We start from the raw sequence: 17,736 nt of genomic DNA on the forward strand, positions 1-17,736 counted from the left end.
TTATGAACTCCCCGTTAAACATGCAGGCGGATAACGCCACTGAGATTTTCGTTCGCATCGGACAGTTGACCCGTCTGCTGCGCGACAGCATGGCCAACCTCGGTCTGGAACAGGCAATTATGGAAGTCGCGGACGCGTTTCCGAACACCCGCGACCGCCTGAACTATGTGGTGGGTAAGACCTCCCAGGCCGCCGACCGGGCGCTGACCAGCGTAGAGGTGGCGCGCCCGCTGCAGGAAGGGCTGAGCGATAGCGCCACCGCGCTGAGCGCCCGCTGGGATGCGTGGTTTGACAATCCGCAGCCGCTGGACGATGCCCGCGAGCTGGTCAAAGCCACCCGCGCCTTCCTGCACGACGTGCCGGAAAAGACCCAGCAGACCAACCGCCAGCTGACGGAAATCATGATGGCGCAGGACTTCCAGGATCTCACCGGCCAGGTGCTGCAAAGCCTGATGCACGTGATCGAGACCGTGGAGAAGGAGCTTATCAGCGTGCTGGTGGAAAACATGAGCGAACGCGACGCCAGCGCCGCTGCCGGTGACGCGCACCTGAAGAACGGTCCGCAGATCGATACCCGCGCAGAGGGCATAGTGGCGTCTCAGGAGCAGGTGGACGATCTGCTGGAGTCACTCGGCTTCTAATCCCGCCGGGCGAATGTCATGTCAGAACAAAACGACAGCGAAAAAACCGAAGACCCCACACCCCACCGAAAGCAAAAGGCGCGCGAGGAGGGACAGGTTCCCCGGTCGCGCGAGCTGACGAGCCTCCTGATGCTGCTGGCAGGCTGGGGGTTACTGCTGGTGGCGGGCGGCTGGCTGGCGAAACAGCTGCAGCAACTGCTGCATAACGGCTTAACGTTTGACCGGCTGTTAGTCAGCGACCCGCAGCAGATGCTCCATCACGCGGCATCGCTGCTGGGGATGGCGTTTCTGGCCCTGCTGCCGTTCGTCGGCGGGCTGTTTCTTACCGCCGTTGCCACGCCGTCGCTGATTGGCGGCCTGAATATGAGCGCCAAAGCCCTCAAGTTCAACGTCAAAAAGCTCAACCCGATCGGCGGCATCAAGCGTCTGTTTTCCGCGCAGATGGTGTCGGAAATGGTCAAGAGCATTCTCAAGGTGACGCTGGCGGGCATCGGTGGTGGGCTGTTCCTGTGGTTCAACAAAGGGAAATTTATCAGCCTGATGTATGAACCACTGCGCCTGGCGCTGGGTGATATCAGCGCCCTGCTGATGGGCTGCATGCTGATCATTATCTTATCGCTGATCCCGATGGTGGCGTTCGACGTGGTGTACCAGCTCTGGAGCAACTTCAAAAAGCTGCGCATGAGCCTGAAGGAAATCAAAGACGAATTCAAAAATCAGGAAGGCGACCCGCTGATTAAAAGCAAGGTTCGCCAGCTGCAGCGTCATATGGCGCAGCAGCGAATGATGACCGATGTCCCCACCGCCGACGTGGTGGTGAATAACCCGACCCACTATTCGGTGGCCCTGAAGTACCAGGAAGGCGCTATGGGCGCACCGATGGTGGTGGCCAGCGGTAGCGGGCTGATTGCCCTGCGCATCCGCGAGCTGGCCGAAGAGAACCGGGTTCCCATGCTTGAGGCACCGCCGCTGGCGCGCGCCCTGTATCGCCATTGTAACCCCGGCTCACCGGTTCCCGCCGAGCTCTATAGCGCGGTGGCGGAAGTGCTGGCCTGGGTTTATGGCCTGAAGCGCTGGCGCAAGGGCTATGGCCTGCGTCCGCTGACACCTAAAGATCTTCCCGTTCCGGCGGGGATGGATTTTGCACAAGAGAGTAGAGAGTGATGGCCAATATCGCCACCAAATTACGATTACCCAACATGAAGGAAACCCAGTGGCAGGTGCTGGCCGGGCCGGTACTGATCATGACCATCCTGGCGATGATGATCCTGCCGCTGCCAACCCTTGTGCTGGATCTGCTGTTTACCTTCAACATCGTGCTGTCGATCATGATCCTGCTGGTCGCCATGTTTACCCAGAACACGCTGGAGTTTTCGGCGTTCCCGACGGTACTGCTGTTCTCCACCCTGCTGCGGCTGGCGCTTAACGTCGCGTCCACGCGCGTGATCCTGATGAATGGCCATACTGGTTCGGAAGCGGCGGGTCAGGTGGTGGAAGCATTCGGCCACTTCCTGGTGGGCGGCAACTTCGCCATCGGTATCATCGTGTTCATCATCCTGATCATTATTAACTTTATGGTCATCACTAAAGGTGCCGGACGTATTGCGGAAGTGGGCGCACGCTTCTCCCTCGACGGGATGCCGGGCAAGCAGATGGCGATTGACGCGGATCTGAACGCTGGCCTGATCGGCGAAGAGGAAGCCAAACGCCGCCGTAAAGAGGTGACGCAGGAGGCGGACTTCTACGGCTCGATGGACGGTGCCAGCAAGTTTGTGCGCGGCGATGCCATCGCCGGGCTGCTGATTATGGCGATCAACATTATCGGTGGCCTGGTCATCGGCGTGATGCAGCACGACATGTCTGCGGGCGTGGCCGGTGAAACCTACACCCTGCTGACCATCGGTGATGGTCTGGTGGCGCAGATCCCGGGCCTGGTGATCTCCACCGCGGCCGGTGTGGTCGTGACCCGCGTGGCCAACGATCAGGATGTGGGCGAGCAGATGGTGGGCCAGCTGTTTACCTCTCCGCGCGTGATTGTGCTGGCGGCGGGCGTGATTGGTCTGCTGGGGCTGATCCCCGGGATGCCGAACTTCGTCTTCCTGCTGTTTACCGCCACACTGCTGGGCGTCGCCTGGTGGCTGCGCGGCCGTGAAGGCGACGCGAAAAACGCCGGTGGCGCGCAGGCTGACGCCGACGCGGCGGAAGCCGAGGTCGCGCAGGTGCACGAAGCCACCTGGTCTGACGTACAAATGGAAGATACCCTGGGTCTGGAAGTGGGCTATCGCCTGATCCCGATGGTGGATCATGAGCAGCAGGGCCAGCTGCTGACCCGCGTGCGCGGCATTCGCAAGAAGTTCGCCCAGCAGATGGGCTTCCTCCCCCCCGCCGTGCATATTCGTGACAACCTGGATCTGGCGCCGACGCACTACCGCATCCTGCTTAAAGGGGTCACCATTGGTTCAGGCGACGTGCAGCCGGATCGCTGGATGGCGATCAACCCCGGCTGCGCGGAGGGCGAAGTCCCCGGTACCCCGTGCACCGAGCCGACCTTTGGCCTGCCGGCACTGTGGATTGACGAAGTGCATCGCGAACTGGCGCAGACGCTGGGCTACACGGTGGTTGACCCGAGTTCGGTGGTGGCAACGCACCTCAACCATCTCATCTCCACCCATACCGAGGAGCTGTTTGGTCGACAGGAGGCGCAGCAGCTGCTCGACCAGATCACCAAACACTCACCGAAGCTGGTGGAGGATCTCATTCCGGCGGTCATCAGCCTGACCACGCTGCACAAGGTGCTGCAGAACCTGCTGGCCGAGCGCGTACCGATCCGCGATATGCGCACCATCATCGATACGCTGGCGGAGTTTGCCACCGCCCAGAGCGATGCCGATGAGCTGACCACCCGCGTGCGGGCGCGTCTTTCCCGGGCGATCACCCAGCAGTGGTTCCCGGGGGAGGACGATATTCAGCTGATTGGTCTGGATCTCTCCCTGGAGCAGCTGCTGGTTCAGGCGACCCAGAGCGGCAGCGCGATTGAGCCAGGCATTGCCGAAAACCTGATGAAGCAGACCGAACAGGCGCTGCAGCACCAGGAAGGCTTAGGCGCGCCACCGGTGCTGCTGGTGAACCCGGCCCTGCGCCTGATGCTGTCGCGCTACCTGCGTCGCATCTTCCCGCAGCTGGCGGTGCTTTCGAGCCAGGAGATTAATACCCAGCGCAACGTGCGGATGACCTATCTGATTGGGGGTAAAGGATGACGCGATGGGTGCCTGGACTGCTGCTGATCTCACCGCTGGTCATGGCGGCGGACGGCTCCTGGAGCAGCAGCAGCTTTGGCGGCACGTTGACGCGGGGCCAGCAGGTGCTGAAGAGCAAACCGGTGCAAAGCCCCTCTCCCCTGCCCGCGGGGGCCGTGGCCTCCCGCGTACACTGGAAAATCACGACCCATGGATTGACCCCGTCAGGGTTTCGCATTCGCCTGTGCAGCGCGGCACGCTGCATGCCGCTGTCCGGTTTTTCCGGCGAGCAGCCTCTGCCTGTCGGTATGCCCGCTGGCGGGCCTTTTCGTTTCGAGTATTATTCTGTCGCGGGCGGGCGTCTTGACGCCCCGTTAACGGTGCTGAGTAATCAGGTTACGGTGAGTTACCGCAACCGGGGTTAAGCCCAAGCATGACCGGCGAACCGGTCATGCTTGCGGTACTACCTAGAAATCGACGCGCAGGCCGACACTCCCCACCACCGGCGACTCAACATGCTCACTCTTCGCGTAGCTCGCATCCAGCCAGACTTCGGTTGACGGGGTCACTTTCAAGCTGATACCGCCCGTGAACGTGCCACCCGTTCCGGTGAAGTCGTTGGTGAAGCGATAGGTTTCGTTTATGCGCGTACTGCCGTTTTTGACCAGCCCCTGACGCAGAGCCGCCGTCGCATAAGGCGCTACCTGCACCTCACCGGCCTCCAGACGCGTGCTCAGGCGCAAGCCCGCTTGTGCCTGCAGTGAACGTCCGTCGCCGGTTTCCGTCGTCATCCCGTTGTTCAGTTTGACGTGCTCAGACGGAGTCATCCAGCCGTCGAGCCCGGCAAACGGCGTCAGACGCGTGGCATCGCTCAGGGCGATGTGACGGCCCGCTTCCAGCCCCAGTCCGTATCCCCAGCTGTTCCAGTCGGCACGCGCCGTTGCGCCATCGCTCATGCGGGCGCTCAGCTTGTTGGCAAAATGGCTAATCTGCGCGGAGCCGCTGGTGTACCAGCCGTTAGCCGAGTTCAGCGTGGCATACAGACCGCCACCGTAGCTGGTGACACGGCTCTGGCCGCCGCGGGCATGCTTAACCTGACCGGTTGACTGGCTCAGCCAGGCCCCGGTAGTGAGATCTCCTGCATTCAGAGAAGTCACCTTATCGCCCCCCAGCATCATGCCGTTCTGTTCCAGGCGGTAGGCGGAATCCCAGGCCCCGTCGACATCGCTGCGGCTGTGCAGCACAGTACCCCACATGCCGGACTGCGGCCTGATGCGGGTGTCGTCAAGACGCGAGCGCAGGACGTTCATTTCATACTCGTGGATAAACTGCGGCGCGGACGCCATTGACAGCATCGCATCGGTAGACGCGGAGGTTGAACCTGCCGCCTGCACCAGCTCCCACTGGTTGCCATTACGCACCAGCGTATGTTGCCAGGCTCCCACGTCGAGGCGCCCCCCATTCAGAGCAAACTCAGCATCACCGCCGCCGGTGCGCACCAGGGTCAGCGCGTCGCGACCGGCCTCACGACCGCTGGCCGCCACGCGCAGGGTATGTTTCCCGGAGGCGCTGTCGGTAATATCCAGAAGATCGGCTTCGCCCGTGAGGAGATCGGCATTCATCACAAAATGGCCGCTGCCGGAGAGCGTGCCGAGCGTCAGGGTGCGGTACTCCTCGCCTGCGGCAAATTTCACCGTCCCGCCCGCCATGGACAGGGATTTGATATCGGAATCCGCCGTCATTTCATAGAGGGAAGTGTTATCCAGCGACAGGGAATTGACGCTCGTCATCGCGCCGGAGAGATGGCTGCCGTTGCTGAGCGCGACGTCCACAACGGCCCCCTCTTCCGCCTGGATAGCGCCTGCCGCCTGGCTGGCGTTGAGCGACAGAGATACCTCACTGCCCTTTCTGGCGGTCAGAAGTTCACCGGTATCGGAGCCAGCGGTGCTGCCATTTGTCAGGAGAATATCCTGCGTCCCGGTGCGGGCCATAAACGCAGGGCCGTTTACCGCCCAGACGCTGGAATGATCCAGACCAACCTTGTTCTTGCCGTTGAGGGATATGCCGGACTGATATCCCTTTATGGTGCTACCGACAAACGTGCCGTTGGTATCGTCAAAATCAACGGCTCCGGTGTACATTTCGTTGTTATTGGCAATCACGCCATTCTCGACGATGACCTCGGCATTATGCGCCGCGAGTTGCTGCATGCGGACTTGTGCCGCAGCTAACTGAGCATCATACACAACCAGCTGGGTTTCAATCGTCGTATTACGCAGCCGGGAGTCCCCCATCAATGCGGCGAACTTAACGCTGGCATTATCAATGGTTGCCGTACTACCAGCGTCCAGCATCAGGTAATCATTAATCTGACCACCGTCCATGATCAGATGGCCGTCAGAGATGGTCACTTTACCGGCAACCGCATCCTTTGCGGTTAGCGTCGCGCCATGTTGAACCTGATAGTCTTCATTACTGGGGGAGCGACCATCAATCAGGGTGTCTTTTTCGATGAGGGTGGCGGCAGAGGAAGCACCGGCGGCGCCAAGTAGTGTGAAGAGAATCGCCCTGCGAAGCGGCGAAAAATAAAATAACGGTTTCATGAATTGCCTTTCTGATTAGGAATAAACAGAGAGGTGTTCCTCTCTGTTTATTCATCGGTGAAAAGGCAATCACCTGAAATTTAATACACTGCGACGTCCAAATCCGAATGCGCCTGTAATAATTTCCAGCGTAGAGGGGTAAATGCAGCGGCGCTGATGATTGCAACGACTTTTTGCTCGTCTTTATTAATCAGGTATTTTGCATCCTGCACGGGATAAAGAATATCGCCTACAGCAAGCGGTGCTAAGGAGGATATGTCCGCCAACAGCTTTAACCGGTCGGCACACAGAATAAGCGCGTAGCGATGGGTGGACGCTAACTCAACAACACCTGTAATCCGCCACTCCATAGCGTCTCCTGTATCACAGACCCTACATCAATAACGCAGCCGTCTTTATTGCCGGGTGGCGCTGCGCTTACCCGGCCTGCATCTGTCAGAAGTAGAAGGTAAATTGCGCGACACCGCCAATCGTGCGGTCGCGTCCGGCAGTGGCGGTTAAGTCAAACTGCATGGCCTCACCGGCGGAAAGCCCGACACCGCCCGTCACCACGCGGCGGTCGTTGCCGCGCATATCAAGACGATAACCCGCCCGCAACTGCACCCAATCGGCGGTGCGCCATTCCGCGCCAAAGGCCGCGTACTGGTTTTTGTCGATATACTGGAAATTGCTGACCGGCGTCAGGTCAATATCGGCCCCCAGCGTGACAGGACCGGTTTGCCAGGCGGTACCGGCGGTAAGCTGTGGACGGATCACAAAAGCAGGCTGATAGCCGTTCACCTCTCGGGTTTTTACGCGGTTTTCAAACAGGTTTTGCGCGGAAAGTGCCACCATCCAGCCCGGCGTCGGCGAGGCAAAGAGACCGGCGTCGATGTTGGCGCTCATGGTCTGGTGCTGCCAGTTGCCATCACGCAGATCGGAGCTGTCATAGTTGTTGATGGCAACGTTGTAGTTCCATGTTTCAATACGCTGGATCTTCGGCGTGATGCCAACGCCTGCGGGGATATCCCCCACGTTAAACGGATGGGCAATCGACACGCCGTATTCGGTGACCAGCGCGGCCATCCCTTCAGCGCGAGAGGTCAGGTTATCCAGATTCTCATCCACCGGAATAATAGATCCATTGGCAACCCCTTCGAGATACTCCAGGTCGCTCTGACTGACCAGCGCGCGGGCATTGCCCTTCGCCCAGCTGTTGACGGATAGCGCGATAGGGAATGAATCATCCGGCACGGCAAGCACCATCGCCAGCCCGACATTCGCATAAGCATTTTCCCCGGAGAGACCTGAAACAATATCGCCCAGTTTGCCTGCGGCCTGTGCCTCATTGCCGGTACCAATAGCGCTTTCCAGCCTGTCCCAGGCCGATTTGACGTCGTCAAAACCATCAATCAGGTTTGCCGGATCGCTGACGTGCGCGCCGAGGGAGGGTGCAATCAGGCTGAATTTTTCCTGCGAACGCGCCGTCGCCAGCAGTGCCGGATTCACTAATGGCGCCACGCCAAAGTGTGCCGACGCCACGCCGGTGCCACCCATGGCGGTGCTGCGGGCATCAAAACCGTTATATGAAGCAGAGGCAAAAGGGACTGTCGCGCTAAACCCTGCAATTAACAGGCTGCGCATAATAATATTCGTTTTCATTTTATTTCCAGAGTCATATTGAGTGGCGCGTGATAGCGCACATTGCGTGTGGTATAAATTGCTCTTTATTATGCTATCAGGAAGTTCAATCTGTTTATCTGGCAATAACCTTTAAGACCTTTCCACTATTAACGACTTTAGTGAATAGAATAAATTATTTACCCCTCTATTACCCGAAATGCTTACAATTGTCATCGCTTATTAACGTTATAAAGGATTGCCTGTAAAAAACAGGCTGCCATAATAGTTCTCCAACAATTATTTGCGGGAGGAAAACCGTGCGCTATTTCGCCGTCGTGGTTTCATCAATATTAATGTGTGGCTCTTCACTGGCCACGTCCGTGAACGCTGCCACTCTTCCTGAGCTGGCAGAGGCATTAAACACACGATTCGACGTAATGAAGGACGTGGCCGGCTATAAGGCGGCGAACCACCTCCCCGTTGAGGATCTCCCGCGAGAAAAAAATGTTCTCCTGAAGGCACAGAGCGCTGCCCGAGACGCCATGCTGGATCCACAGAGCGTTGATGCGTTTGTCCAGACGCAGATGGCTGTCAGTAAAAATATCCAGTATCGCTATCTCGATCGCTGGCGTTTACAGCCTGAAAAAGAGTGGCAGCCCCGCCCGCTTGCACAGGTGAGAGCGCAAATTCTCGAACTGGATAATACGATTCTGAATCTGATTAGCCGTCAAATCCTGACCGGTGGCGGGTTTGGTGAAGAGCAGGACCGCATGCTGGCTCAGCTGCTGGATGATAAGGAAATAACCGAGCTGGAGAAGGCGCAGCTGATTGGCGCGCTCGGGAAGATTAAACGTCACTAGCGGTTTGCCTGAGCCCGTCATGTTGACGACGGGCTCAGGGATTCATTACTTATTTTTCAATGCACATTCTGCGACATCAGCCTTTAACGCCTTAATTTCATTCTGCTGCTCACGCACGGCTTCAATCAGCGGGGCCACCAGCTTTTGATAGTCGACCTGCTTTTTCCCCCCTTCCATTTTGACCAGTTCCGGGTAGACCTTTTCCACATTCTGCGCGATTAAGCCGATATCCTGGCTTTTATTCTCTTTCCAGGTATAAGAGACACCTTCCAGCTTGAGAATTTTATCCAGAGAGCCTTCAAGCGGGCGAATATCTTCTTTCAGACTTTCATCACTGAAAGGACAGCATTGGGATCCCGCATCAGCCAAGGCCAGAGAGGATAACATCAGGGGAATAACAGCAAACGCGGCTTTATTTAACAACATAATCACTCCATAAATATGTGAACGCTATATATAATGGTTATTTTTAAAAATAAGAGTATCAGCAAGTTATTTCCGCGCTGACAATTAAACGGTAGCAATTATTTCTTTTTCACACCATAGGCTCTAACCGGTAATAAGCGTTAATTATTGACAGCAATTCACGCTAATCATCCGTTCGGTTTTGTCTGCTAATTACGCTTCTCGAGCCGAGCCTGTTCCTGCCGGGATTTGAGGAGAATTTTATCAATGAGATTTTTGTCACTGAAAGGAAACGGTATAAATGCTTGAATACTGACGGAGAGAGGGGGATTTGCCCCCCGGCAGGGTTGCCTCTACTCTGGTTTTCGAGACCGATCCGTTCAGCCGCTCCGACATCTTTCCGTTTTGTTATTGCCATCATGCAGGGTTGTTTGGCATGTTAACAGACCTGACCTTTCCATTTAGTTCAAATGACGAGTTTGCAAAGCGATGATTAAGTGGCCCTGGAAAACGAATGAGGCTGGCCGGGATATGGCGCTGCCGTGGGATGACGCGCTGGCGATCCCTGTTCTGGCTAATCTTAAGCCGGATGAACAATCGAAACTGGTTCATATGGCGGATCGTTTTTTGCAGCAAAAACGCCTTGTCCCGCTGCAGGGTTTCGAGCTCGATCCCCTGAAAAACGCGCGTATCGCCCTGCTATTCTGTCTGCCGGTGCTTGAGCTCGGCATTGAGTGGCTGGACGGCTTCCACGAAGTGCTGATCTACCCGGCGCCGTTCGTGGTGGATGACGAGTGGGAGGATGATATCGGCCTGGTGCATAATCAGCGCGTGGTGCAGTCCGGACAAAGCTGGCAGCAGGGGCCGATAATCCTGAACTGGTTAGACATTCAGGACTCGTTCGACGCGTCCGGTTTTAATCTGATTATTCATGAAGTGGCGCATAAGCTGGATACCCGCAACGGCGATCGCGCCAGCGGCGTACCGCTGATCCCGCTTCGCGAGGTGGCGGGCTGGGAGCACGATCTGCACGCGGCGATGGATAACATCCAGGACGAAATCGATCTGGTGGGTGAAAGCGCAGCCAGCATTGACGCCTATGCGGCCACCGACCCTGCAGAGTGCTTCGCGGTGCTCTCGGAGTATTTCTTCAGCGCGCCGGAGCTATTTGCCCCACGCTTCCCGGCGCTCTGGCAGCGTTTTTGCCAGTTTTATCAGCAGGATCCCCTGCAGCGCCTGCGGCAGAATGAGGCGTCTGGCGGCGCATCGTCGATCCATTAAGGTTTTTCAGCAGGGGTACGCTCGGTAGACCATACCCCTATGCTCAACGCTAAAAACAGCAGCGCCATTCCCCACGCGGCCAGCGTTAAAGAGTGCTCCCCGTAAAAGCGCGTCACGACCGGCACCAGCAGCGCGCTGACGCCATAGCCCAGCGTATGGCTGGTGGCGATAACCCCTGCCCCTTTGCCGGTGGTCAGCCGATCGTTCAGCAGCAGCTGGTAGCCCGGCGTGGCCATCGCCGCACCGAGCGACGTGATAACAATCCCCACGTAGAACAGCGCTAAGCCAGCGACAGCCATCAGCCCAAGGCCCACGACCATCAACGCCGCCGCCATGCAAAGCAACGTCACCGGGCTGAAATGCTGCGGGCGGACGACCAGAAACTGCGCGGCGAGCGTGGCCAGCGCGGCCAGACTCAGCAGGAGCGCAACGTGATGGCTAATATCCCGGGCGTTGCCGTCCAGCAGGGGGCTAAGATGCGGTGACAGGCCAAGCTGCATCAGGCTGACCAGCGCCGCCAGCAGCAGCGCCAGCAGCAGGAACGGCAGCATGGAGGCCTGCAGGCGGGTTGCCTGGTGCGCCACCGGCGGCAGCGGCGGGTCAGCGACTTCGCGCAGCACCAGCAGCAGAGCGATAAACGGCGCGACCGCCATCAGCCAGAGCGGCGCTACCGGATTGACGCTCAGCATCAGCGCCGCCAGCGGCGGACCGAGCAAACGCCCACAGCTGAGGCCGGAGCTTATCGTCGCCAGCGCGGCCATTCTTTTCTCCAGCCCCCCACGCTGAATAGCCCACGTCTGGGCCGCAGGCACCAGCCCCGAGACCGTCAGCCCGTAGATCAAACGTGAGAGGATAAGTCCCGCCAGTCCCCAGACGCTATCCAGCCTTCCGGCCGACATCGCCCAGACCACCAGCGCCATGACGACGAAACTGGCCAGATAGCCGCCCAGCGAGGCCAGCATCACGGCCTTACACCCCCGCCGCTCGCTCTGGCGTCCCCACCAGGGCGAGGCTGGTAAAAAGAGCATGGATCCGAACATCAGCAGCCCGGCCCAGACCGAGAGCGAAAGCCCTGTCAGGGTGACCAGCTGCGGGAGCATCACCAGCAGGCCGTTTTGCCCAATACCTAATAAACCGGCACATAGCGCCAGGGGCCAGTTGGCTTTTGAGGTGACGTTTTCGGTCAATGTTTCAGAGTCAGCGCGCATAAGAATGTGAACATAGTGTCAATAAATGTGTGGAAATCATGAAGTTTATGAAAACAAATATTGCAAAAATGGTTGCGACTGTAAACAGAATGAATATCATAACGAGAATTATTATCAATCATGGAATGAGGTACATCTATGCGTGCTCTGCCCCGCGCGGCCGGTACAGACGTTGCAGCCCAGTGTTTTTTAAACGCCCTGCTGCGCGAAACGAAGGACTGGCGCTATCTCCCCTCTGCCACTGAGGGTGCGCTACCGCAGATTCATATCCCGCTTTCTCAAACCCAGGCTATTCGGGTTCCGGTACGCTATTTCTCTCCCACCCAGCATCATCAGTACCGTTTCCCGGCAACCCTTATTCAGAGCGACAGCGATGACGGTGACACCGTCACATTCCCCCAACTGGTTGATTTACTTCTTGAAAAACCGTCCGTAAAAGGCTCTCTCGATGCCGCTACGCTGTCGCGTTTTAAGCAGCGCGTCCTCGAAAGCCATGTGCATACCTGGCAGGCAATCGATTTACGCCACGGCTGGGCAACCCTGCGCGATAAGCCGCTAACGTTTGCCGACGCGGAACAGGCGCTGCTGGTCGGCCATGCGTTTCACCCGGCACCGAAGTCGCACGAGCCGTTTGACGAAATCGAAGCGCGCCGCTATTTACCCGACTTCGCCTCCCGCTTCCCGCTGCGCTGGTTTGCCGTTGAGAGCACGCTGATTGCCGGCGACAGCCTGAACGTCTCCCTGCGTGAACGCCTGCTGCGCTTCGCCGCCCAGAGCGCGCCTGAGCTGCTCGGCCACTTCACCGACACCCGCTGGCTGCTGCCGATGCACCCGTGGCAGGCCGACTATCTGCTGCAGCAGGAGTGGTGCCAGCGTCTGGTGGAAAAAGAGGCCCTGCTGGACCTGGGTGAAGCGGGCGCGCAGTGGCTGCCCACCAGCTCCTCGCGCTCGCTGTACAGCGAAACCAATAGCGACATGATTAAGTTCTCCCTCAGCGTGCGCCTGACGAACTCCGTGCGCACGCTGTCGGTGAAAGAGGTTAAGCGCGGGATGCGCCTGGCGCGTCTGGCAAAAACGGCGCGCTGGCAAGAGCTCCAGGCGCGCTACCCTACCATGCGCGTCATGCAGGAGGACGGCTGGGCCGGGCTGCGTGACGAAAGCGGTGCCGTTCAGGAAGAGAGCCTGATGGCCCTGCGCGTCAACCTGCTGTTTGACACGCCGGCTACGCAGACTAACGTGCTGGTGAGCCTGACCCAGGCCGCGCCGGACGGCGGTGACAGCCTGCTGGCCGCGGCGGTGCGCCGGCTGAGCCAGCGTCTGGATTTACCGTTAGCTCAGGCCGCGCGCTGCTGGCTGGACGCCTATTGCGACCGCGTGTTACTTCCGCTGTTCAGCGCCGAGGCGGACTACGGTCTGGTCCTGCTGGCGCACCAGCAAAATATCCTCGTTGAGATGCAGCAGGACTTCCCCGTCGGGCTTATCTACCGCGACTGCCAGGGCAGCGCGTGGACCGAAGGGGCCGATGCGTGGCTGCAGGAGGCGGGCGAAAGCGAGGTGGAAAACCGCTTTGGTGAGAGCCAGCTGCTGCGCTACTTCCCCTACTACCTGCTGCTGAACTCCACGCTTGCCGTCACCGCCGCCCTCGCCGCCGCGGGTTTCGACAGCGAGGAGAGCCTGATGTCCCGGGTGCGCGACGCGCTTGTGGGCCTGCGCCAGACCGCGAAGCAGACCCGCTGCCTCGACTACGTGCTGGACAGCCCAACCTGGAACTGCAAAGGCAACTTCTTCTGCTACCTGCACGATCGCAATGAAAACACCATCGCCGATCCGGCGGTGATCTATTTCGACTTTAGCAACCCGTTTTACAAGGAGAAGGCGTGATGGCCATCGCGAATATCGTCCATTCAGGATACGGCTTTCGCTGCACCGTCACGGATCGCGCGCTGCCGCTGGCGCTGGGTCTCGACGGCAGCGCGGTGCTTGAGCGCCTGCACGACATCCCGGACGGCTGGCTGGTCGAAGCCCTGGATCAGCTGTTCATCGCCGCGCCTGCGCTAACCGGCATCACGCTGCCGTGGGCAGCCTGGCAGAATGAACCCCAGGCGCAGGCGCTGTTTAGCCTGGCCCACGGGGATTATCTGGCGCGCGACGCCTTCTGGCAGCTGCCGCTCTGGCTGAAGGGTGAACGGCCGCAGACCAGCGGCGGGATGCAGTTTGACGAGAACCGTCAGCTGTACTTCCCGCTGCGCCCTCACCGCCCGCAGGGCGAGGTGTATCGCCGTTACGATCCGCAAATTAAGCGCACCCTCAGCTTCCGCGTGGCTGACGTAGCGCTGGACGGTGAGCGATTCACCCGCTGGATGAATAACCCGCGCGTGAACGCCTTCTGGGAGATGGCCGGTCCGCAGGACGAGCAGGAAAACTACCTGCGCCGCCAGCTCGACTCAACGTATTGCTACCCGGTTATCGGCTGCTTCGACGACCAGCCGTTCGGCTATTTTGAGCTTTACTGGGCGCCGGAAGACCGCATTGGCCGCCACTATCGCTGGCAGCCGTTTGACCGCGGGCTGCACATGCTGGTCGGTGAAGAAAACTGGCGCGGCGCGCAGTACATCCGCAGCTGGCTGCGCGGCCTGAGCCACTATCTGTATCTCGATGAGCCGCGCACCGCGCGCATCGTCGCCGAGCCGCGCTTCGACAACCAGCGCCTGTTCCGCCACCTTTCCTCTGCCGGTTTTGACACGGTGAAAGAGTTCGATTTCCCGCACAAGCGCTCGCGCCTCATCATGAGCCAGCGTCACCGCTTCTTCAGCGAGGTGGGCCTGTGAACGCACTCTGGCAAAAAGTGAACCGTGAGATGGTGGCGAAGATCCTCGCCGAGCTGGAATACGAACGCACCCTGCGCGCCGAAACCCTGGGCGCGGACCGCTGGCAAATCGCCATGGGCAGCGAAACATGGCAGTTTAGCGCCATGCGCGGGATCTGGGGCTGGCTGCATATAGATCCGAACAGCCTGACGACGCTCAGCGGCGCGGCAGTGGAAGCCGGGAGCGCGCTGCTGCAGCTGGCAACGGTGTTGGAGATGAGCGACGCGCAAACGGCGGAGCATATGGAAGATCTCTACGCCACGCTGCGGGGGGATATTCAGCTTTTACAGGCGCGCGAAGCGCTGGATGCCGACGCGCTTATCCACCTCGACCCGGACGAACTGCAATGCTTAATGAGCGGCCATCCGAAGTTTATTTTTAACAAGGGCCGCCGCGGCTGGGGCCTGGATGCCCTGCGTCAGTACGCGCCGGAATACCGCGGGCGTTTTCGCCTGCACTGGGTCGCCGTGCAGCGGGAGCATCTGGTCTGGAGCAGCGACGCCGATTGCGACATCAACGCTCTGCTGGCCAGCGCGATGGACAACGCCGAGCGCGCCCGCTTTGACGCCCGCTGGCAGGCGCTAGGTCTGAACGATAGCTGGCTGCCGGTGCCGCTGCACCCGTGGCAGTGGCAGCAGAAGATCGCCATTCATTTCCTGCCGCAGCTGGCGCGCGGTGAAATGGTTGAGCTGGGCGAGTTTGGCGATGAGTATCTGGCGCAGCAGTCCCTGCGCACGCTCACTAACGCCAGCCGTCGCGCGCCGTATGACATCAAGCTGCCGCTGACCATCTACAACACCTCCTGCTATCGCGGCATTCCGGGCAAATACATTGCCGCCGGGCCGCTGGCCTCGCGCTGGCTACAGCAGCAGTTCGCCAGCGACGCGACGCTTGCCCGCTGCGGTGCGCAGGTACTGGGCGAGCCCGCAGCCGGTTATCTGTCGCATCCGGGCTATGCCGCATTGCCGAAAGCGCCCTACCGCTATCAGGAGATGCTGGGGGTGATCTGGCGCGAAAACCCGTCCTGTTATTTAAAGGACGGTGAACAGGCGGTGCTGATGGCGGCGCTGATGGAAACCGATAACGCCGGGTGTCCGCTGATCGACGCGTGGATCAAACGCTCGGGGTTAAGCGCCGAGGCGTGGCTGGAAAAGCTGTTTGAAGCCACGGTGATCCCGTTCTACCACCTGCTGTGCCGCTACGGCGTGGCGCTGATCGCCCACGGGCAGAACGTGACGCTGGTGATGAAGGATTACGTCCCGCAGCGCATCCTGCTGAAGGATTTCCAGGGCGATATGCGCCTGGTGGATGAGGACTTCCCGCAGGCGCAGAGCCTGCCGGAGCAGGTGAAGGCCGTCACGGCGCGCCTGAGCGCGGATTATATTATTCACGACCTGCAAACCGGCAACTTTGTAACGGTGCTGCGCTTTATTTCGCGTCTTACCCTGCAAAGCGGCGTCAGCGAAACGCGCTTCTACCAGATTCTGGCGCAGGTTTTGCGGGGTTATATGGCCGCGCACCCGGATCTGGCGGACCGCTTCGCCAAATTCGATCTCTTCAAGCCGCAGATTATTCGCGTGATCCTCAACCCGGTAAAACTCACCTTCTCCGAACACGACGGCGGCAGCCGCATGCTGCCGAACTATGTCACCGATCTCGATAACCCACTTTTTCTGGCCTCACGGGAGTCAGCGCAATGAAAACCTATGATTTCATCGGCATTGGTATTGGCCCGTTTAACCTCAGCATCGCCGCCCTCGCAGAAGGACTGGACGGTTTTAGCTCGCTGTTTCTTGAGCGTAAACCGCACTTTTCCTGGCACCCGGGGATGATGGTGCCGGACTGCCACATGCAGACCAGCTTCCTGAAGGATCTGGTCAGCGCCGTGGAGCCAACCAACCGCCACAGCTTCCTGAACTACCTGGTGCAGCGCAAAAAGTTCTACCGCTTTCTGACCACCGAGCAGCGCACCGTCTCCCGCGAGGAGTTTGCGGACTACCTGTGCTGGGCGGCGGAAAACCTCACTAACCTCGCCTTCAGCCAGCAGGTGCAGCAGGTCAGCTTTGATGAGAAAAGCGGCCTGTTTGAGGTGGTGACCCAGCGCGATCGCTTCCTGGCGCGCCACGTCTGCGTGGGGATTGGCAAACAGATCAATCTGCCCGACTGCGTTACCGTGCAGGACGATACCTGCTTCCACGCCAGCGAGATGATGCTGCGCACGCCGGATCTCGCGGGCAAGCGCGTTACCGTTGTCGGCGGCGGCCAGAGCGGTGCGGACCTGTTTTTGAACATCTTCCGCGGCGAATGGGGCCAGCCGCTGAGCCTGAACTGGGTATCGCGCCGCAACAATTACAACGCGCTGGATGAGGCCGCGTTTGCCAACGAGTACTTCACGCCGGAGTACGTGGACAGCTTCTCCACGCTCGGTGAAGAGGCCCGTCGCCAGATGCTGCACGAGCAGAAGATGACCTCTGACGGGATCACCACCGAGTCCCTGCTGGCGATTTACCGCGCCATGTACCACCGCTTTGAAGTGCTGCGTGAAAAACCCTGGGCCCATCTTATGCCGTCCCGCTCGGTGACGACACTGACGCGTCAGGAAAATGGACACCGTCTGAGCATTCAGCATCACCTCGACGGCGGCCGCGAGCAGCTGGACAGCGACGTAGTGATTTTTGCCACCGGCTACCGCGCCGTGCAGCCGGCGTTCCTCGCGCCGCTGTCCCACCGCCTGAAGCTGGATACGGACGAAGCCTTCTGCATCAACAACGATTTCACCCTCGAATGGGACGGCCCGCAGAGCAACCGCCTGTTTGCCGTGAATGCCGGGATGCACCGTCTCGGCATTGCCGAACCCCAGCTCAGCCTGATGGCCTGGCGCGCGGCGCGAATTTTGAATCGCGCGCACGCGGACGAGCCGTTTGAGCTGGCCACCACACCCGGCGTTATCCACTGGCGGACCACCGCCAGCCCGGACAGCAACCCGGTTTTTAAATCATTAGCAAAAACCACCGAGTACTGACACACACAATC

15 protein-coding genes and 1 tRNA gene are annotated in these 17,736 nt (G+C 59.4%); 10 read left to right on the forward strand and 6 right to left on the reverse strand.

Annotated features, from left to right (window positions below):
* Positions 1–2: 2 nt before the first annotated feature.
* From cheZ to M2433_RS10405, 4 genes are read left to right on the forward strand one after another with little or no spacing between them, the layout of a single operon-like run.
* A complete protein-coding gene (cheZ, locus tag M2433_RS10390; protein WP_429054528.1) occupies positions 3–641 on the forward strand; it encodes a protein phosphatase CheZ in 639 nt (212 codons plus the stop codon).
* 18 nt (positions 642–659) lie between these two features.
* A complete protein-coding gene (gene flhB / locus M2433_RS10395; protein ID WP_429054526.1) occupies positions 660–1,805 on the forward strand; it encodes a flagellar biosynthesis protein FlhB in 1,146 nt (381 codons plus the stop codon).
* Entirely contained in the window at positions 1,805–3,898 is a 2,094-nt protein-coding gene (gene flhA, locus M2433_RS10400; protein ID WP_429054525.1) for a flagellar biosynthesis protein FlhA, read from the forward strand. The genes flhB and flhA overlap by 1 nt, the downstream gene beginning before the upstream one ends.
* Positions 3,895–4,302 (forward strand): flagellar protein FlhE, encoded by a 408-nt coding sequence (locus M2433_RS10405; RefSeq protein ID WP_429054523.1) that lies wholly within the window; start codon positions 3,895–3,897, stop codon positions 4,300–4,302. The genes flhA and M2433_RS10405 overlap by 4 nt, the downstream gene beginning before the upstream one ends.
* 42 nt (positions 4,303–4,344) lie before the next feature.
* On the opposite strand, the gene M2433_RS10410 is transcribed toward M2433_RS10405, so the two are convergent.
* From M2433_RS10410 to traF, 3 genes are all read right to left on the reverse strand, one after another.
* Positions 4,345–6,480 carry an autotransporter outer membrane beta-barrel domain-containing protein gene (locus tag M2433_RS10410; RefSeq protein WP_429054521.1) on the reverse strand — a complete coding sequence of 712 codons (2,136 nt, stop codon included), beginning with the start codon at positions 6,478–6,480 and terminating at the stop codon, positions 4,345–4,347.
* An 80-nt stretch (positions 6,481–6,560) separates the two neighbouring features.
* Positions 6,561–6,830, reverse strand: a complete 270-nt coding sequence (locus M2433_RS10415) for a polymyxin B resistance protein pmrD (protein ID WP_429054519.1) — start codon at positions 6,828–6,830, stop codon at positions 6,561–6,563.
* An 85-nt stretch (positions 6,831–6,915) separates the two neighbouring features.
* Positions 6,916–8,121: a conjugal transfer protein TraF gene (traF, locus tag M2433_RS10420; RefSeq protein WP_429054517.1), complete on the reverse strand. Its 1,206-nt coding sequence runs from the start codon at positions 8,119–8,121 to the stop codon at positions 6,916–6,918.
* Positions 8,122–8,399: 278 nt separating this feature from the next.
* On the opposite strand from traF, the gene M2433_RS10425 reads away from it, so the two are divergent.
* The gene (locus M2433_RS10425) at positions 8,400–8,942 is read left to right on the forward strand and encodes a chorismate mutase (RefSeq protein WP_429054516.1); all 543 of its coding nucleotides are present in this window, start codon (positions 8,400–8,402) and stop codon (positions 8,940–8,942) included.
* Between the two features lie 45 nt (positions 8,943–8,987).
* Here M2433_RS10425 and M2433_RS10430 read toward each other — a convergent pair whose 3' ends face one another.
* Together M2433_RS10430 and M2433_RS10435 are read right to left on the reverse strand one after the other, a co-directional pair.
* Complete coding sequence (locus M2433_RS10430; RefSeq protein ID WP_429054514.1) at positions 8,988–9,368, reverse strand: tail fiber domain-containing protein; 381 nt, start codon at positions 9,366–9,368, stop codon at positions 8,988–8,990.
* 295 nt (positions 9,369–9,663) lie between these two features.
* A tRNA-Ser gene (locus M2433_RS10435) sits at positions 9,664–9,749 on the reverse strand.
* An 87-nt stretch (positions 9,750–9,836) separates the two neighbouring features.
* Between M2433_RS10435 and mtfA the strand changes: the two genes are divergently transcribed.
* Entirely contained in the window at positions 9,837–10,628 is a 792-nt protein-coding gene (gene mtfA / locus M2433_RS10440) for a DgsA anti-repressor MtfA (protein ID WP_429054512.1), read from the forward strand.
* Here the strand turns inward: mtfA and M2433_RS10445 are convergent.
* Positions 10,625–11,836, reverse strand: a complete 1,212-nt coding sequence (locus M2433_RS10445; RefSeq protein ID WP_429054510.1) for an MFS transporter — start codon at positions 11,834–11,836, stop codon at positions 10,625–10,627. The two genes, mtfA and M2433_RS10445, sit on opposite strands and share 4 nt — an antisense overlap.
* A 138-nt stretch (positions 11,837–11,974) precedes the next feature.
* Between M2433_RS10445 and M2433_RS10450 the strand changes: the two genes are divergently transcribed.
* From M2433_RS10450 to M2433_RS10465, 4 genes are read left to right on the forward strand one after another with little or no spacing between them, the layout of a single operon-like run.
* Positions 11,975–13,717, forward strand: a complete 1,743-nt coding sequence (locus M2433_RS10450; RefSeq protein ID WP_429054509.1) for an IucA/IucC family protein — start codon at positions 11,975–11,977, stop codon at positions 13,715–13,717.
* Positions 13,717–14,664, forward strand: a complete 948-nt coding sequence (locus M2433_RS10455; protein ID WP_429054507.1) for a GNAT family N-acetyltransferase — start codon at positions 13,717–13,719, stop codon at positions 14,662–14,664. Before M2433_RS10450 ends, M2433_RS10455 begins: the two co-directional genes overlap by 1 nt.
* Positions 14,661–16,403, forward strand: a complete 1,743-nt coding sequence (iucC, locus tag M2433_RS10460; protein WP_429054506.1) for an aerobactin synthase IucC — start codon at positions 14,661–14,663, stop codon at positions 16,401–16,403. Before M2433_RS10455 ends, iucC begins: the two co-directional genes overlap by 4 nt.
* Positions 16,400–17,725 carry a lysine N(6)-hydroxylase/L-ornithine N(5)-oxygenase family protein gene (locus M2433_RS10465; RefSeq protein ID WP_429054504.1) on the forward strand — a complete coding sequence of 442 codons (1,326 nt, stop codon included), beginning with the start codon at positions 16,400–16,402 and terminating at the stop codon, positions 17,723–17,725. The genes iucC and M2433_RS10465 overlap by 4 nt, the downstream gene beginning before the upstream one ends.
* The last annotated feature ends 11 nt before the right edge of the window (positions 17,726–17,736 follow it).

Origin of the sequence: Enterobacter sp. AC1 (assembly GCF_050434705.1) — a bacterium.
Classification (GTDB): Bacteria; Pseudomonadota; Gammaproteobacteria; order Enterobacterales; family Enterobacteriaceae; genus Enterobacter; species Enterobacter cloacae_L.

Excerpts from the sequence above, each read along its gene's own strand:
- cheZ (WP_429054528.1), top strand. The coding sequence starts at position 3 with ATGAACTCCCCGTTAAACATGCAGGCGGATAACGCCACTGAGATTTTC.
- flhB (WP_429054526.1), top strand. The coding sequence starts at position 660 with ATGTCAGAACAAAACGACAGCGAAAAAACCGAAGACCCCACACCCCAC.
- flhA (WP_429054525.1), top strand. The coding sequence starts at position 1,805 with ATGGCCAATATCGCCACCAAATTACGATTACCCAACATGAAGGAAACC.
- M2433_RS10405 (WP_429054523.1), top strand. The coding sequence starts at position 3,895 with ATGACGCGATGGGTGCCTGGACTGCTGCTGATCTCACCGCTGGTCATG.
- M2433_RS10410 (WP_429054521.1), bottom strand. The coding sequence starts at position 6,480 with ATGAAACCGTTATTTTATTTTTCGCCGCTTCGCAGGGCGATTCTCTTC.
- M2433_RS10415 (WP_429054519.1), bottom strand. The coding sequence starts at position 6,830 with ATGGAGTGGCGGATTACAGGTGTTGTTGAGTTAGCGTCCACCCATCGC.
- traF (WP_429054517.1), bottom strand. The coding sequence starts at position 8,121 with ATGAAAACGAATATTATTATGCGCAGCCTGTTAATTGCAGGGTTTAGC.
- M2433_RS10430 (WP_429054514.1), bottom strand. The coding sequence starts at position 9,368 with ATGTTGTTAAATAAAGCCGCGTTTGCTGTTATTCCCCTGATGTTATCC.
- mtfA (WP_429054512.1), top strand. The coding sequence starts at position 9,837 with ATGATTAAGTGGCCCTGGAAAACGAATGAGGCTGGCCGGGATATGGCG.
- M2433_RS10445 (WP_429054510.1), bottom strand. The coding sequence starts at position 11,836 with ATGCGCGCTGACTCTGAAACATTGACCGAAAACGTCACCTCAAAAGCC.
- M2433_RS10450 (WP_429054509.1), top strand. The coding sequence starts at position 11,975 with ATGCGTGCTCTGCCCCGCGCGGCCGGTACAGACGTTGCAGCCCAGTGT.
- M2433_RS10455 (WP_429054507.1), top strand. The coding sequence starts at position 13,717 with ATGGCCATCGCGAATATCGTCCATTCAGGATACGGCTTTCGCTGCACC.
- M2433_RS10465 (WP_429054504.1), top strand. The coding sequence starts at position 16,400 with ATGAAAACCTATGATTTCATCGGCATTGGTATTGGCCCGTTTAACCTC.